Origin of the sequence: Pectobacterium sp. F1-1 (assembly GCF_025643735.1) — a bacterium.
In the GTDB taxonomy this organism is placed as follows: domain Bacteria; phylum Pseudomonadota; class Gammaproteobacteria; order Enterobacterales; family Enterobacteriaceae; genus Pectobacterium; species Pectobacterium colocasium.
In genome coordinates this window covers 3,721,858-3,738,088 of the sequence record NZ_CP104733.1, presented here as the reverse complement: position 1 = coordinate 3,738,088, position 16,231 = coordinate 3,721,858, and the positions used below count along the sequence as shown (strand labels likewise).

Sequence of the window (16,231 nt, the reverse complement as noted above, 5' to 3'; positions counted from 1 at the left end):
CAGCAATCCCCTTTGATACTAAACGCTTTCTGCCGGTTGTGCTGTGACGATGGGTAAATTTTCCTGCACGCTGTGGTGTGATTTCCCGGCCAGATAGTGTCGCCGGAAACGGTCAAAGTGTTGCGATAGCGCGTCAGCTGCAACGGTATCGCCTGCCTGAGCAAGCAGGGCGATAGCAATCTCGGCGGTGCAGTGTTGTCCTGCGCTGCTGGCTTCACGCAACTGATAGCGGGAAAGGGCCTCTACATTCAGCGACAGGATTGGCAGATTGTCCAGATAGGGGCTTTTGCGGAACATCTTGCGCGCTTCCGGCCACGTACCATCGAGTAAGACAAATAGCGCAGGCTTTTCCGTGGCGGGAAGCTGGTGAAACACCTGGCGCCCTTCTTCCGCGGCATCGGCGAGGAAGACCAGATAGGGCTGAACATCCGGGTCTTGCAGAGCCGCAAGCAATTGGGGATCGGGCTCGGTGCGTGACCAGAGAAACGCCTGTGTCTCAGGCAGGATATCGGCGATGAGGCGTCCGGTATTGCTTGGCTTTAGCGGCTCGGTATCAAACATCACCAGACAGAAGCGGCTGCGGGATGGCTGTGTCTGAAAGGTGTGGCACAGACAGGTGGTTGCGGGCAACAAACACTGCTGGCAGCGTACGACGCGGCAGCCACGGGCGCGGAACGGTTTGGTTGACTGCTCAAGACGCTGCTGACGCAGGCGAAGTACGGCATTGTCCAGGGTAGGACGGTTGACCATTAAAGGATGGTTGATCATGAAATAGGTGACGCCATGAGATTCTGCAACGAACCTGCTTCGTTGTAATCATCGGGAAGCAGGTTCAGAAAGGCGACATTCTAATCGACAGGCGGGTTGACCAAAAGGGGAGAGGCAATAATGCCTCACTGTTTTCTACAGTGATTCATCCAACCACTCTTCAAACTGTGCCTTCGGCAGCGCGCCGTTAAGGATGTCGATCATCTGGCCCTGCTTGAAGATCATGAGGGTTGGAATGCTGCGGATGCGGAAACGTGCGCTGAGCGCCGGTTCAGCTTCGGTATTGACCTTAATAAAGCGGATTTTCCCACTACGTTCCTGCGCGACATTTTCAAATATGGGAGCGAAGTTGACGCAGGGGCCGCACCAGGGTGCCCAGAAATCGACCACGACGGGAAGATCGTCCTGCAATAGTTTATCGAGCGTTGCCTCTGTGGCGTTGATGACGTCGCCGCTGAATAAGGTTTCTCCGCAACGGCCACACTTTGCATGGTCATCAACACGCGCTTCTGGCAAGCGATTGGTTGTTTGGCAAGATCCACATACCGTATTCATAACAGGGCCTCAGATAAAAGGGCTAAAATAAAGATGTCGCTGATAAAATGCGCGTAATGCGGCATTGGAAAGTCAACGGCATGTTGCTTAAAAGTGAATAAATTATGGTGGGGAGACATGATGGCAACAACGTGGTTTGCCCAATAGCTACAATAGCTTCTGACTGTTAGCGCTCTTTTACCACAAGCGTGTGGCTAAGCGGGTGTACATAAGGTAATCTTCGCGCCCAGCGCGTAGGTGGAGAAAACAATGAGCGATTCATTCAATAGTAAAAGCGGCAAAGTCCGTGTGATGTACGTCCGCAGTGATGATGAGGGCGAGAAAGAGAATAAAAACAAGCGCCCAACTGACAAAGATCGTCGTGGCGATCGGCGTGATGGCGGCGGTTCACGGGATCCGCGTGAAAAGCCGAAGCATCCGCGTGACGTTAACCCGCGCTATGCCCGGGAAAATCCGTCCCGCGACGGCGAGAGCAATAAAACGCCGTGGGGCAATAAAGATCGTAACGAACGCAGCGGCGATCGTCCTCGGCGTCCACGCGGTGAAGAAACGGGCGGTTATGAATCTCCGTGGAAAACCGTGTCTCGTGCGCCGGGCGATAGCGAAACGCCGGATCACGGCGGTATTACGGGCAAAAGCCAGATCGATCCTGAGCAACTGCGTCGCCAGCGTCAGGAAGAAACTCGTGTTTACGGCGAGAATGCCTGCCAGGCGCTGTTTAAAAACCGCTCTGAGGTGATTGTTCGCGCCTGGTTCCTGCAAGAAGTGACGCCGCGTTTCCGCGATGCACTGCGCTGGATGGCGGCAAACCGCAAGGCGTACCACGTTGTGGAAGAGGAAGAGCTGATTAAGGCATCCGGTACTGAACACCACGGCGGCGTCTGCTTCCTGATTAAAAAGCGTCAGGGCATGGATGTGCGTGAGTACCTGAAAACGGCGGGTGAGCACGACTGTGTACTGGCACTGGAAGATGTGGGTAACCCGCACAACCTCGGCGGCATTATGCGCAGTTGCGCACATTTCGGCGTGAAAGGTATTCTGGTGCAGGATTCGGCGCTGTTGGAATCCGGCGCGGCTGTGCGTACGGCGGAAGGCGGGGCGGAACACGTTAAGGCGATTAACGCTGACGATTTCCTGTCCGTGCTGGCGGAATTCCGTCGCGCTGGCTACACCATCGTGACCACATCCAGCCATAAAGGCACGGCATTGTCGCAAGCGACGCTTCCGGCGAAAACCGTGATTGTGCTGGGTCAGGAAGGTGATGGCCTGTCAGATAGCGCCTGGCAGCAAGGGGATGTGAAAGTCTCTATCGGCGGTACTGGTAAGGTTGAAAGTCTGAATATTTCGGTCGCAACGGGCATTTTACTGTCCGAGTGGTGGCGACAGAATCAGGCCTGATAGTACGTGTCGACTCTCAGGGGGAATGTTCTCCCTGAGAAGGCATAACCACGGATGAGAGAATGATTAATGAAGCAGAACGTTATTGCGGTATCGTTGTTGTTGGGCACATTACTGGCAAGCGGTTGCAGTTCGCTACCGCGCGCATCCACCCCGGTTGCCGCTGCACCAGTCGTTGAGGCGTGTAAGATTGGCGACAAACAGGTACAGACCACGCTGTATTTTGGTTTGAATCGTCCCGCTGGCCCGGTGATCTCCGATGCTGAGTGGAAAGCGTTTCTGGACGGCGAGGTGACACCGCGCTTTAAAGAAGGGCTCACGGTGTTCGATGCTAAAGGACAATGGCTGGGGAACGATGGGGTTGTTGCCCGGGAGAACAGCAAAGCGCTGATGCTGATTCATGGTTCCGATAAAGAGCGTGATATTGAAGCGCTGCGCACCACCTACAAAGCTCGTTTCGCGCAGGAGTCCGTCATGCGGATCGATGCACCCGTCTGCGTCGCGTTCTGATTTTTTTATCAGCCCCTTTTCAGGGGCTGATGGTTTTGTTGAAAATCATGGCGATGAGATCGAGATACTCGGGGCTACCACGGGGTAAGGCATCCCTGCGGGAACCTTATCCCCGCGTTTCCCCTAATATGTGATTTCGTCATTATCTGGTTATTAATTTTTTGATTTGTAATTAAAAATTAAAGCACCAGTCCCGCCACTGCCGCAGACAGCAAGCTCACCAGCGTAGAACCATAAACCAGCTTCAGGCCGAAGCGTGATACCACGTTGCCCTGTGCTTCATTCAGCCCTTTGATAGCGCCCGCGATAATGCCGATTGACGCGAAGTTGGCGAAGGAAATCAGGAACACGGACAAAATGCCCAGTCCGCGTGGTGACATCTCTGCCGCGATCTTCTTCAATTCGATCATGGCAACGAATTCATTCGCCACCAGCTTGGTCGCCATGATGCTGCCCGCATTCAGGATATCGGAAGACGGAATGCCGATCAGCCACGCCAGCGGTGAAAAGACATAGCCCATAATTGCCTGGAAGCTAATACCGAAAACGGTGCTGAACAGCGCATTGACGGCGGCAATCAAGGCCACGAAGCCGATCAGCATTGCCATAATAATCATCGCCACTTTAAAACCGGCCAGGATGTATTCCCCCAGCATTTCAAAGAAACTTTGGTTTTCATGTAACTTTTCCAGCTTCAATTCTGGTTCATCGCCAGGCTGATAAGGGTTGATGATCGACAGCACGATAAAGGTGCTGAACATATTCAGAATCAGCGCCGCAACCACGTATTTGGCGTCCAGCATGGTCATGTAAGCGCTGATGATCGACATCGAAACGGTCGACATCGCCGTCGCGGCCATTGTGTACATCCGCCGTGGCGACATGTCGGCGATGATGCCTTTATAGACGATAAAGTTCTCCGATTGCCCGAGCATCAGCGTACTTACGGCGTTAAACGACTCCAGTTTCCCCATCCCGTTGACCTTAGACAGCAAGGTGCCGATACCTTTGATAATCAAAGGCAAAATTCGCCAGTGCTGCAAAATACCGATCAGCGCGGAAATAAAGACGATAGGGCAGAGCACATTGAGGAAGATAAAAGACAGACCCTGTGCATTCATGCCGCCAAACACAAAATCGGTTCCTTGATTGGCGAAAGATAATAGTTTTTCAAACAACCCGGCAAAGGAACTAATCGCGTTAAGTCCGATGCTGGAATGCAAAAGGAAATAGGCTAGCAAAATTTCAATCACCAGCAACTGCACAATAAAGCGCGGTCGAATACGCTTTCTGTCGTGGCTGACGAGCAATGCCAGCAAAAAAATTGCCGCTGTTGCCAAAATGAAATGTAAAACCTGTGACATAGCAGAACCACGTAATCCCCGAATAAAAGAGGCGCATTGTAATCGGAATGTGAAAATATGTTTATCCCGAATCTGTAAATCGTTATTCGCTACTGTGCTATCAGGATTAAGGGCATCTGATTAATCAGGGAAGGGGGAATAATAAGAGAAGGTTCCCCTTCTGCCCGCAGTTGACGGAAGGGGAAAGATAGATTGTGAACGAACTAGTGCGCGCCACCGCCTCCACCGCCGGTAGTAAAGGGCGGTTTAGCGAACCAGACCAGCACCAGCAGCACCAAGGAATACGCCCGCGGCGGCCCAGAAGATCTCGTTGGCGGAGATAATCAGTCCCTGTGCGGTAATCTGTTGTGCGATGTAAGCTGAGGCCTGTGTCGGGCTCATTCCCATTGCCTGAAGCTGCTGATACGTTTCCTGCGCGATGGGGTTATACGGCGTGATCGACTCCGTAAGATGCGCATGGTGCAGCGATTCGCGCTGGGTCCAGAGCGTGGTGGTAATCGATGTCCCGATCGAACCTGCCAGCGTTCGGGCAAAGTTCGACAGGCTCGATGCCGCCGCCAAACGTTCCGGCGGAAGCCCGGACAGCGTGATGGTCGTCAGCGGCATGAAGAAGCAGGCCACGGCAAACCCCTGCACGAACTGCGGCCAGGCCGAGGCGCCGAAATCCATCCCCGGCTCGAAGGTGTACGCACGCCAATAGAAACAGACTGCGTACATAATAAAGCTGAACGTCACCAGCTTGCGCATATCCAGACGCGGTGCGAAGCGACCGATAATCGGCGACAGCACCACTGGCATCAACCCAACCGGTGCGGACGCCAGCCCGGCCCAAGTAGCGGTATAGCCATACACCTCCTGCAACAGCTGCGGCAAGAGTACGATCGCCCCGAAGTAGAACATGTAGGCGAGACTGATACACAGACAGCCAATGGTGAAGTTGCGCGACTTAAACAGCGACAAATCCACCACTGGATGGTCGTCCGTTAGTTCCCAGACAATCAGGAATGCGATTGCAATCACCGCCACAACGGTCAGGGTGATGATTTCCGTCGAGTTAAACCAGTCCAGCTCTTTTCCCCGATCGAGCATCATCTGCAAGCTACCGATACCGACGATCAACAGCGCCAGCCCGATAGTATCGATAGGCTTGATCTCGGTTTTGGTTTCTCGCCCACGCAGCGTTTGCATAGCAATAAACACCACGGCGATGCCCAACGGAACGTTGATGAAGAATATCCAACCCCAGTGATAGTTGTCGCTAATCCAGCCGCCCAGAATCGGGCCACAGATCGGCGCGACGACCACGGTCATTGACCACAGCGCCAAGGCGATGCTGCGTTTCGCCGGAGGGTAGTTGCTGAGCAACAGACTCTGTGACAGCGGGATCAGCGGCCCGGCGACAATCCCCTGCAACACGCGGGCGAAAATCAGCATTTCCAGGCTGCTGGATACACCACACAGCCAGGACGTCAGGGCGAAGAGCGCCGTTGACCACAGAAACAGGCGGACTTCGCCAAACCGTTTGGCCAGCCAGCCAGTGATAGGGATGGAGATAGCGTTAGCGACCCCGAACGAGGTGATGACCCACGTTCCCTGCGAGTTGGACGCACCCAGATTACCGGCGATGGTCGGAATAGCGACGTTGGCGATGGTGGAGTCCAGCACCTGCATGAACGTTGCCAGCGACAGAGCAACGGTCATCCAGGCCAGACTGGCACCTTTAAGCGGTTCTCTCTGCACGTTTCTCTCCTGCCCGATTAACCGGCGTTCGCCTGAATAATGGCGCTGATGTCCTGGTTAACAGGGGTGAGATCCAGCGTCAGCGCATCGCTTTGGTAGGCTGGCGTGGTGCGTGAGGTTTCTGCTAACGCGCTGCCTTCTGTATTGGCGGTATCGACATTAACCAGCGCAGACAGGCCGATACGCAACGGATGTTCGGCGACCTGCTTGGGATCGAGTTCAATACGGACGGGCAGGCGCTGAACGACCTTAATCCAGTTGCCGGTCGCATTTTGAGCGGGCAACAGAGAGAACGCGCTACCGGTTCCCATATCGAGGCCGACGACTTTCCCCTGGTACACCACGTCATCACCGTAGATATCTGCGACCACGGTAGCTGGCTGGCCGATACGCATATTGGCCAACTGTGTCTCTTTGAAGTTCGCATCGACCCACAGGTGATTGGCAGGCACCACGGCCATTAGCGCTGACGTCGGAGAGATACGCGCACCAATTTGTACGCTGCGACGTGAGACATAACCGTCAATCGGGCTGACGATTTTGGTGCGCTGTAGCGCCAGCCAGGCATCGCGCATTGCTACCGAGGCTTGCTGTATCGCTGGCTGCTTCTCAAGCGGCGTATCCAGAATCATCGCTTGATTCGCCTGATATTGCTGTCTGGCGACTTCCAGCGCGGCTTTGGCGGTCGCGACGGCATCACGAGCATGCTGCACTTCTTCACGCCCGATGGCATTGGCGCTGCCCAGCGCTTCCCGGCGGCTCAAATCGCTTTGTGCCTTGTTCAACTCGGTTTGGCGCAGTTCAATGTTAGCCTGATACTGCTTACTGTTAATAATCAATTGGTGCGTCTGGCGCACGCTGTTGGCCAGTTCGGTTTTCGCGCGTTCAAACGCCTGTTGAGCATCGGTAGGATCCAGCTCCGCCAGTACCTGTCCCTGCTTAACAAAATCGGTATTGTCGACGTTAACATGGGTGACGCTGCCGCTGACCTGCGCCATGATCTGAATCTGATTACCTGCGACGTAGGCATCGTCAGTGCTTTGGTGGTGTCTGAGTACCAGGAACCAGTAAACCAGCCAAGCGCAGCCCAGCACGACGAAAATAAACGTCATCAGCGATAGCACTCGCTTACGCTGTTGTTTTTTGTTTCTTGGTGGCGTTTTTGGCACCTGATTTTCCACACTTTCACTCATGCTGTTCTCTCTCTTTTTATTCTCTTTGTATCGCCTGTCGCACCAGACTGGGCAGCCTGGCGATAGTCGCAATGAATTCATCTTGTTGTGCCGCTCGGTGGCGTTTGCAGATCGCCTCGCCCGGAGCCTGAGATTGCCGTTTTGCTAAACCGCACGTCGCGACGGCGGAAAGGTCATGCCTGTTTTTCGCAGCAAAACCCACCTGCCCGATACGCATGCATCGGGTCATTCCGGGTGAAAAAAGTGCCGACTATGATGCTTTGTTGTTTTCTGTTGTTATTAACCGTTGATGTTATTGACTGTCGGCACTATGGAATAGCGACGTTATAGGTTATCGAGGTCGTCCATTTCATCCAGCCGAGCCAGAAGTTTTCTCATCAGGGCTTCAAGCTGAGCTTGTTCACTGGACTCAAGCGCCGAGCACAGCACATGCATGCTGTGGTGCTGTGGTGGCAGTAATTTACCGAGAAAGGCTTTGCCTTCTTCTGTCAGATGCAGGTGCAGGCAGCGTCTGTCATTGCTACTTTCGCGCCGCTCAATCCAGCCTCTTTTCTCCAGATCGTCAGCAATACGCGTTGCATTGGTACGTGATGACCCCAGCGCTGCGCTGAGTTCGGAAGGCTGAATGCTATAAGACTCTTGAGATTCCAGCGTCAGCAATGCCATGAAGAGGGTTTCATTGATGCCCTGATCTTTCAGCATTCTGTTTCTGTGTTCCAGAATTTTGCCTTGGACATGCATGAAAAGGCGCAATAGTAAGACTTCTTGACGTGGGAATCCTGGTTTACGTGAAGCACGCAGGTCGAGCATTTGTTCTATAGGAGTGAATGAACTGTCCATTTTTTATATAAACCTCATTAATCACGGAGTGCATAGTAACTAATGTTACTAAATGGGTAAACGGCATTCAGGTGGGAAATTGTGCTTATTTCTGTGACAGAAAGTAAACGAAGAATAGCGTAAATAAGGAATAACTCGCCGTTTACTTTATTTAAATCAAAATCTTATTTGATAATTCAGGCTGCGAATTCAAAGCAGCTTAAACGCAATTCCATAGCACAGCGCGCCCAGTAACGTTGATAAGACGATGCTGCGGGTTTTATAAAAACAGGCTGTCAGCGTCATAAAGCCGACCAGCGTTGGCAGCAGCTTTTCGTGATGCGCGAGAACATCCGGCACGCTGGAAACAATCAGCAGCGCACAAATAGAAGCAATGCCGATGCTATCAAGCAACAGCGCTTTTTTACCGCGCTGCAACGAGCCGGAGGCGCGTGAGGCGCTCAGCCGCAGGGGCAGATAGCGGAATAGGTAGTTCACCAGCCCTACAATCAGCCCGATAAGAATGACTTCCGTACTCATGTGTTCACCTGTGGCGTGGCGGGGTTAACCAGCGAAGCCAGACAGCCGCTGAGAATGCCGAGCAGTATTGCGGCGGGAATGGAGGAAAGCAGCAATCCCAGCAGCGCGCCGCCTAGCGCGCAGGCTACGACCAGACTCTGTTTGCGCTTGAAAGAGGCGAGTAAAAAGCTGAGGAAAAGCGCGGGCAGCATGAAAGACAGCGCGGCTTCGACGGCAGGGTAGTCGTCCAGTGGGCCGTTGCCGAACACGGCGCCGATCACCGTACCGAGCACCCATGAGAGCCAGGCGAGCAGTGACACGCCCATCATCCAGTTTTCTGACCAGCGTCGGTTGTCTTTTGCCAGCCGGGTAGCGGCGGCGGCAAAGACTTCGTCCGTCAGGCCGAACGCCCAGAGCGCGGTTTTGCGGGTCGGCAGCCGCTGTGCAATGCGATGCCGTAGCGCCGGCCCATATAGCACATGGCGAACATCCATCGCCATAACGGTCAAGGCCGCCACCCAGATGGACATGCCGGCGCTAAGCAGGGCGGTGATGACAAACTGGCTGGCACCCGCGTAAATGATGCAGGAGAGGAAAATACCTTCCAGCGGCGTAAATCCTAACTTGACCGCGTTCATGCCAAACGCGAATGCCACGGGCATGTAGCCGATAACAATGGGAAGACTGTCAAAGACGCCTTCGCTAAAGGACGCAGACTTTGTCGGTACTGATGGTGCGGGAGTAATGAATGTCTTCACTGGCCTGATATTTTTTGTACTTAAAGGGAATTAATCGATAACAGTAGCAAAGCGTTACCGGAATTTCACGCTATTGCGAAACGGACGTGATAATTTTCAGCGCAATGGTATCGGACGTCACTTTCCCGGAAGAAATGGTCTCAACGGAGAGGGCTCAACCGGGAGAGTGATAAACGCGAGGAGCTACAGCGCCGACATGGCTTCCTGCGTCTCGTGATGATGGTTTCGCCACCACACCACCAGATTCAACAGGCTGATAATCGCGCCCGCGCCACAAACACCGAGCCAGCCCCAATGCTGATAAGCCGAGGCAGAAAGGAGTGAACCCAGCGCGCCGCCAATGAAGTAGCTGGTCATATAACCGGCTGTCAGTCGGTTACGTGCTTCAGGCATCATACGGTAGATGACGCTCTGGTTAGTGACGTGCACGCCCTGAACCGCCAGATCCAGCACGATGATACCAATGAGCAGCGCAGCGATGGAATGAATGCCGAGCGCGATACAGCCCCATGACAGCAAAAGCAGGATAATCCCCGCGCTGGTGGTCGGCTTGGCTTTGCCCTGATCGACCAGACGCCCTGCGCGCGATGCTGCTAATGCTCCCGCGGTACCAACCAGACCAAACAGACCGATTACGCCTTCGGAATAACCGTATGGCGGTGAAGCCAGCAGGAAGGCCATCGACGTCCACAGAATGCTGAAGTTGGCAAAGGACAGACAGCCCAGAATGGCACGCGTGCGCAGCAATGGGGTGGTGCCGACAGGGGAGAAGGCGCACAGTATTATTGCCGATCGCCAAAATAAGTTCGTCTTTGCCAGCAATCTGGGCAGCGATCAGATCGTTCAGTTCCGGTTTGATGCGAAAACGGGCACGTTGACGCCGAATGAGCCGGCGGAAATTAAACTGCCGGAGGGGAACGGGCCTCGCCATCTGGTGTTATCGCCAGATAACAAAACGCTCTATGTGAGCAATGAGTTGTCTGGCAATGTCGCGCGTCTGGCGTTGAATGAAAAGACGGGGCAACTGACGTTACTGGATTACACGGACACCGTTCCGGCCGATGCAGGCATGCGGGCGGGGACGATCACACCGGATAAAAAGAACACCGATAGCCGACCGCAGATCTGGAGTGCCGATTTACGTCTGACGCCAAATGGAAAATTCCTGTACGTATCGGAGCGCACCAAAAGCACGATTACGCTGCTGCGGGTAGAACCGAAAACCGGCCAGTTGAAATACATTACGCGTTACCCGACAGAAACGCAGCCGCGCGGTATTCAGATCGATCCAAGCGGGAAATTCCTGATCGCCAGCGGTGAAAAATCGACGTCACTGTCGGTGTATCGCATCAATCAGGACAACGGGGATTTAGTCCGAGTTGGGCAATATCCGACGGGAAAAGGCGCGAACTGGGTCGAAATCGTTAATCTGCCGTAATTGCTATTCTTCAATAAAAAGCGCCCTTTCGCTGGAAAGGGCGCTGATCTATAGGTGATTATTTTGCGGCGTCAGCGGCGGTTTTCACCCAGCCGTCAAACAACTGCTGGTGGGCTTTGATCCAGCCATCAACATGACGCTCGATATCCTGTTGTGAACCCTGGCCTTCATGCATACGCAGGTTCTGCGCATTCACATCGGCAATCGGCAGTTTCATGATGGCGAACAGCTTCGCGGCTGCCGGGTTTTTCTCTGCCCATGCCTTATTTGCCGCAATTCTCATGTTGTTAACCGGGAAGCCGTAGTCGGCGCCGTTAGGCAGTTTAGTGCTGACGCCTTTCATTTCTCCCGGTTGAGAAGAGAACGGTACCTGCAACCACACCACGTCACGTCCCGGCACCAGCACGTCACTCACCCAGTATGGCGTCCAGGTGTAGTACAGGATCGGCTTGCCTTCTTTATAACGGGTGATGGTGTCGGCGATCATCGCGGCATAGTTACCCTGATTATGCTCAACCGTGTTGCTTAAGCCATAGGCAGGAAGGTGGTGATTGATGACCGCTTCGCATCCCCAGCCCGGCGTACAGCCGGTCAGGTCGGCTTTGCCGTCGCCGTTGGTATCAAACAGCTTGGCGATTTTCGGATCTTTTAACTGCGCAATATTGGTGATTTTGTATTTTTCAGCCGTTTTCTTATCGATCAGGTAACCCTGTGCGGCACCGGAGACATATTCACCCTGACGGTAGAACTTCGCGTCCCCGCCTGCGGCTTTATATTGGTCGGCATGCAGCGGATCCCAATTCACGGCAATAAATGTCGCATCGCCGGAGGCGATCGACGTGTAGGCCACGTTGTAGTCCACTTCACGGGGAGGCTGCACGTCATAGCCCAACTTTTCTAACGCGCGGCTGACCAGCAGCGTCTGGAATGTTTCTTCGGAGATGGTACTTTGCACCGGGATAACGGAAATACCTTTGCCCGGTTGTGCGGTGTCAGCGGCGTAAACGTGTGTACTCAACAGTGTGGTCGTCAGGGCGGCAGCCCAAAGTGTGGTGTTACGCATCATGATTCCCTCTGTTTTTTATCGTGTGTTGATTCGCGAATGTTGCTAATAAAATGAATATTGCGGATTAAACGAATAGTGAATGTCGCCGTTTGTCTGACGCGTGCCAGACAAACGGGACGAGCGTTATGGCTTGATGAAAGGACGGGTCAGCAGGCCAATCGGGCCGCTGGCGTACCAGCTTTTGTTGCCCTTGCTACGGCGATCGCGTCCCAGAGACTGAGTCAGACGGTCAAGAATAATTGCCAGAATAACGATCCCGACACCGCCGACGGCAGCCAGTCCCATATCCAGACGGCCAATGCCGCGCAGTACCATCTGACCCAGACCACCCACGGCGATCATCGAGGCGATCACCACCATCGACAGTGCCAGCATCAGCGTTTGGTTAACGCCTGCCATGATGGTTGGCATCGCCAGCGGAAGCTGAACCTTAAACAGCATCTGACGCGGGCTGGCACCGAAGGATTCCGCGGCTTCGATCAAATCGGCCGGAACCTGACGAATACCCAAAATGGTTAAGCGAATAATCGGCGGCAGGGCAAAGATGATGGTCACTACGACGCCCGGCACGTTACCGATACCGAACAGCATGACGATAGGCACCAGATAGACAAACGCGGGCGTGGTCTGCATGGCATCCAGCAAGGGACGAATAAACTTCGCGGCTCGTTCGCTACGCGCCAGCCAGATCCCCATGGGTAGCCCGATGAGCACACAGAAGAACAGTGCGGTGAGCACCAGAGCCAGCGTGATCATGGCCTGCGACCAGGCGCCAATGGCACCAATGGCGATCAGCGACAGCAGGGTGGCGACCCCCATGCCGAGGCTGGACATCTGCCAGGCAAGCAGCGAAAACACCAGAATGGCGATTGGCGCTGGCATCCCCAGCAGAAATTGCTGGAAGCCGCCCAGAATAAAATCGACCGGGACGCGAACGCCCTGAAAAACCGGCCTGAAGTGCAGCACAAGCCAGTCGATACCGTGGGTGACCCAGTTGTCCAGCGGGATCAGCGTGTCCTTAAACGGATCGAGCAGGTTGAAATGCTCGGGTGTCGCGGGGGCGGCGTTGTTCAGCCAGTCGCTACCGGACTGAGCAGCCTGATGGGCTGCATCGGCGGAACCATCAGGAGCCGGTGCGCTATTCCAGGCATCGCTGCCGTTAGCCGGTGTATCCTGAGCTGGCGCGCTGGTGGACCAGGGATCGCCCTGCGGGGTGCTATCTGCCGTCGCGTTATGTTGAACTGGTGCAGAATCGGCAGGTGCATTCTGCGTGCTGGTTGCCCACGGATCGTTTGGCGTGGTATTGCCCTGTTGAGAGGCCGCGCCTTGATCGGCGGGCTGGTTTTGTGTGGTGGTGGTATCCCACGGGTTTGACGTTGATTTACTCATTGGTCACTCCTTCCTTATCCAGTGCCTGTAGCAACATTCCTTTGGAAATGATGCCAATGTACTCGTGATTTTCGCCGACGACAGGGACGGCACAGGGAGCCTGTGCGACCTGAGAAATCAGCTCGTTGAGTGACATATCTGCGGGCACGGGAGCAGGTTCGGGCAGTAACGCCTGTTCCAGCGGCTGCTGTTCTTTCAGCGCCTGCTTCAGTGAATCAATAGACACAACGCCAATGAAGCGTTTTCCGCCTTCTAGCACATAGCCGTAATCACGGTCTTCGTCCTGAAGGATTTTCAGCGCGGAACGTGGGCCTACGCCGGGGGTTTTACGGATTAGGGTGACCGGGCGGCGACGGGCGATATCTTTGGCGCTAAACACGTGGCTGATATCGACACCGCGGAAAAAGGTGCGCACGTAGTCATTGGCCGGGTTATTCAGGATCTCATCGGGCGTACCGACCTGAATCACTTCACCGCCGTGCATGATGGCAATTCGGTCACCGATGCGCATCGCTTCATCCAGATCGTGCGAGATAAAGACGATAGTGCGTTGATGACGAGACTGGAGTTTGATCAACTCATCCTGCATTTCAGTACGGATCAGCGGATCGAGTGCGGAGAATGCCTCATCCATCAGCAGGATATCGGGGTCGTTCGCTAATGCGCGAGCCAGACCGACACGCTGGCGCATCCCGCCGGATAACTCATCCGGGTAAGACGCGGCGTAGGCTTCAAGACCGACCTGCTGTAAGGCATCCAGTGCTTTTTGCTCACGTTCCGCTTTCGGCACGCCAGCGAGTTCCATACCAAACGCGGTGTTGCTGAGAATATTCAGGTGCGGCATTAGCGCAAAGGACTGGAACACCATACTGATCTTCTTGCGGCGCACGTCGCGCAGCGCGGTATCGGATATTTTAGCGATATCCTCACCGTCGATCAGCACCTGACCCCGAGTGGGTTCTATCAGACGATTGAGAAGGCGTACCATGGTGGATTTGCCGGAACCGGATAATCCCATGATGACAAATATCTCGCCTTCTTCAATGGCCAGACTGGCATCTTTTACCCCGACAGTAAGCCCTGTTTTTTCAAATACCTGATCCTTGCTCAGGCCTTTATCAATCAGTTTAAATGCTCTGTCTGGGTGCTCGCCAAATATCTTATAAAGATTCTTTACTTCAAGTTTAATTGCCATGAAATTATTGTTTTCCTGTGTCGTTTATAATTCTATAACGTAGCCCTGATAATGATTAAACATAATCTACCCTACCATACTCAGATTCTGAGACAACCCTTTATTGCCTCGGTAGGGGTTCTGGTTGGGCTAATTCTAGCGATATCTGAAGTGCTATTGATGCTGTGTTATCTTCATGATTTACGCGATCTTTATGATTTCTGTTTTGAAGATAATTATTTTTATAACAGTACGTTACCTGTTAACTTTTACGTGACGTATTCGCGGGGGATATAACCTTTTCTGATTATGGATAAACCGCGATTTATAGTGAATTCCACTAATCGAATAATAGGGTGAATAAATCACTTTTTTTGGCTTGTAGGCACCCAAATAGGCCGACATAAATAGATTTTTTACTTATGATAACTGTCGGTATTTTATACAGTATAGCAAAGATATAATGGGTGAAATGATAGTGTTAATTCTCACCAATAAATGAGAGTGTTCTGAATAATATATTTGTCATATTCAGAGGAAATACAGGGGAAATAAAAGCAGGGTAGTAATGCGGATTTGATAAGCTGTTTTGCCAGCTATCGCGCCTTTCTATTTTGCCGATCGCGATCATGTTATCCATGTGAAAATTATGGTTATAGTGGCTGGTTATCATCCATCACGACTTCATTCATAATGACTATCGAAAGGGGTTAACGTGTTAGATCACCTGAGCATCCCGGTGAGGGATATTGCCCGCAGCCGACACTTCTATGAAGCGGCACTCAAGCCGTTGGGTTATTGCCTGATTAAGGATATGTCATTCGCCGTCAGTTTTGCGGTAACGGAAGGGTATGGTCAATCAAGCGATCCCGGTGGTGAATTCTGGATTTACCAGTCAAAGGACGAGCCCTGCCCGGCAGTGCATTTTGCGTTCGGCGCCGCCTCGCGAGAGCGGGTGGAAGCGTTTTTTTCTGCCGCGATAGCGGCGGGAGGCAGAGATAATGGGCCGCCGGGATTACGTCCGAATTATCATCAGAATTATTACGCCGCATTCGTGCACGATCCCGATGGATACAATATTGAAGCGGTCTATCACCGTCAGCCTTGAAGTATCTACTCAGTAACAGGAGGGGGAAATCCCCCTCCATCATTCGCTCATCAGGCTGACGTGGGCGGCGACAATGCGCCAGCCTTCCGGCATTTTTACCCAGGTTTGCATTTGGCGACCAATCTTCGTGCTGCCTGCGCGGGTGAATTCCGTGCTGGCGACAGCCATATCATGTCCGTAGGTCGTGATAACGGTATTACGCAGCGTTCTATCCAGACCGGCAGAGGGGCGAGCGAGGCGAAAGGCGCGAATTTCCTCAATCCCGTACAGGTTTTCTCCCGCGCCATAGCGCACCGTTTTTTCATCGTGCCAGAACAGTTCATCCAGTATCGCAATGTCATTACCGGTTAAGGCTTTTTCGTAGCGATAGAATGCTTCTGTCACGTCGGCCAGCACATCCGGCTGGTTAATATCCTCAGGTAACATCGTTGC

The 16,231-nt window shown here is 53.4% G+C and carries 15 protein-coding genes and 3 pseudogenes; 4 read left to right on the top strand and 14 right to left on the bottom strand.

The window, feature by feature from the left end:
• Positions 1-18: 18 nt before the first annotated feature.
• Positions 19-768 carry a tRNA-uridine aminocarboxypropyltransferase gene (locus NAL19_RS16755; protein WP_317630291.1) on the bottom strand — a complete coding sequence of 250 codons (750 nt, stop codon included), beginning with the start codon at positions 766-768 and terminating at the stop codon, positions 19-21.
• Between the two features lie 135 nt (positions 769-903).
• Complete coding sequence (trxC, locus tag NAL19_RS16750; protein ID WP_263057932.1) at positions 904-1,323, bottom strand: thioredoxin TrxC; 420 nt, start codon at positions 1,321-1,323, stop codon at positions 904-906.
• Between the two features lie 249 nt (positions 1,324-1,572).
• Here trxC and NAL19_RS16745 point away from each other — a divergent pair, with 249 nt between their 5' ends.
• Both NAL19_RS16745 and NAL19_RS16740 read left to right on the top strand, forming a co-directional pair.
• Positions 1,573-2,721, top strand: coding sequence for a tRNA/rRNA methyltransferase (locus tag NAL19_RS16745; RefSeq protein ID WP_225085589.1), 1,149 nt, complete (start codon positions 1,573-1,575; stop codon positions 2,719-2,721).
• Positions 2,722-2,790: 69 nt separating this feature from the next.
• Positions 2,791-3,231 carry a DUF3574 domain-containing protein gene (locus NAL19_RS16740; protein WP_263057931.1) on the top strand — a complete coding sequence of 147 codons (441 nt, stop codon included), beginning with the start codon at positions 2,791-2,793 and terminating at the stop codon, positions 3,229-3,231.
• A gap of 179 nt (positions 3,232-3,410) precedes the next feature.
• On the opposite strand, the gene NAL19_RS16735 is transcribed toward NAL19_RS16740, so the two are convergent.
• The 8 genes and pseudogenes from NAL19_RS16735 to NAL19_RS16700 form a co-directional block, all read right to left on the bottom strand.
• On the bottom strand, positions 3,411-4,595 hold the full coding sequence (locus NAL19_RS16735) for a NupC/NupG family nucleoside CNT transporter (RefSeq protein WP_263057930.1): 1,185 nt from the start codon (positions 4,593-4,595) through the stop codon (positions 3,411-3,413).
• A gap of 203 nt (positions 4,596-4,798) precedes the next feature.
• Positions 4,799-6,296 (bottom strand): annotated as a pseudogene (gene emrB / locus NAL19_RS16730) (multidrug efflux MFS transporter permease subunit EmrB).
• Between the two features lie 56 nt (positions 6,297-6,352).
• A complete protein-coding gene (gene emrA / locus NAL19_RS16725; RefSeq protein ID WP_263057929.1) occupies positions 6,353-7,528 on the bottom strand; it encodes a multidrug efflux MFS transporter periplasmic adaptor subunit EmrA in 1,176 nt (391 codons plus the stop codon).
• 16 nt (positions 7,529-7,544) lie between these two features.
• Positions 7,545-7,745, bottom strand: a complete 201-nt coding sequence (locus NAL19_RS16720; protein WP_263057928.1) for a hypothetical protein — start codon at positions 7,743-7,745, stop codon at positions 7,545-7,547.
• Between the two features lie 107 nt (positions 7,746-7,852).
• Complete coding sequence (gene mprA / locus NAL19_RS16715; protein WP_225085583.1) at positions 7,853-8,368, bottom strand: transcriptional repressor MprA; 516 nt, start codon at positions 8,366-8,368, stop codon at positions 7,853-7,855.
• A gap of 189 nt (positions 8,369-8,557) precedes the next feature.
• A complete protein-coding gene (gene ygaH / locus NAL19_RS16710; protein WP_263057927.1) occupies positions 8,558-8,887 on the bottom strand; it encodes an L-valine transporter subunit YgaH in 330 nt (109 codons plus the stop codon).
• Positions 8,884-9,624 (bottom strand): AzlC family ABC transporter permease, encoded by a 741-nt coding sequence (locus tag NAL19_RS16705; protein WP_263057926.1) that lies wholly within the window; start codon positions 9,622-9,624, stop codon positions 8,884-8,886. The genes ygaH and NAL19_RS16705 overlap by 4 nt, the downstream gene beginning before the upstream one ends.
• A gap of 183 nt (positions 9,625-9,807) precedes the next feature.
• Positions 9,808-10,377, bottom strand: a pseudogene (locus NAL19_RS16700) (MFS transporter); the annotation flags it as partial.
• Between NAL19_RS16700 and NAL19_RS16695 the strand changes: the two are divergent.
• Positions 10,376-11,062, top strand: a pseudogene (locus NAL19_RS16695) (lactonase family protein); the annotation flags it as partial. The pseudogenes NAL19_RS16700 and NAL19_RS16695 sit on opposite strands and share 2 nt — an antisense overlap.
• Positions 11,063-11,120: 58 nt before the next feature.
• On the opposite strand, the gene proX reads toward NAL19_RS16695, so the two are convergent.
• From proX to proV, 3 genes are all read right to left on the bottom strand, one after another.
• The gene (gene proX, locus NAL19_RS16690; RefSeq protein WP_263059738.1) at positions 11,121-12,125 is read right to left on the bottom strand and encodes a glycine betaine/L-proline ABC transporter substrate-binding protein ProX; all 1,005 of its coding nucleotides are present in this window, start codon (positions 12,123-12,125) and stop codon (positions 11,121-11,123) included.
• 126 nt (positions 12,126-12,251) lie between these two features.
• Complete coding sequence (gene proW, locus NAL19_RS16685) at positions 12,252-13,517, bottom strand: glycine betaine/L-proline ABC transporter permease ProW (protein WP_263057924.1); 1,266 nt, start codon at positions 13,515-13,517, stop codon at positions 12,252-12,254.
• Positions 13,510-14,712: a glycine betaine/L-proline ABC transporter ATP-binding protein ProV gene (gene proV / locus NAL19_RS16680; RefSeq protein ID WP_180740705.1), complete on the bottom strand. Its 1,203-nt coding sequence runs from the start codon at positions 14,710-14,712 to the stop codon at positions 13,510-13,512. The genes proW and proV overlap by 8 nt, the downstream gene beginning before the upstream one ends.
• Positions 14,713-15,406: 694 nt before the next feature.
• On the opposite strand from proV, the gene NAL19_RS16675 reads away from it, so the two are divergent.
• Positions 15,407-15,799: a VOC family protein gene (locus tag NAL19_RS16675; RefSeq protein WP_263057923.1), complete on the top strand. Its 393-nt coding sequence runs from the start codon at positions 15,407-15,409 to the stop codon at positions 15,797-15,799.
• A 39-nt stretch (positions 15,800-15,838) separates the two neighbouring features.
• Here NAL19_RS16675 and hpxZ read toward each other — a convergent pair whose 3' ends face one another.
• A complete protein-coding gene (hpxZ, locus tag NAL19_RS16670) occupies positions 15,839-16,225 on the bottom strand; it encodes an oxalurate catabolism protein HpxZ (protein WP_263057922.1) in 387 nt (128 codons plus the stop codon).
• Positions 16,226-16,231 lie beyond the last annotated feature (6 nt).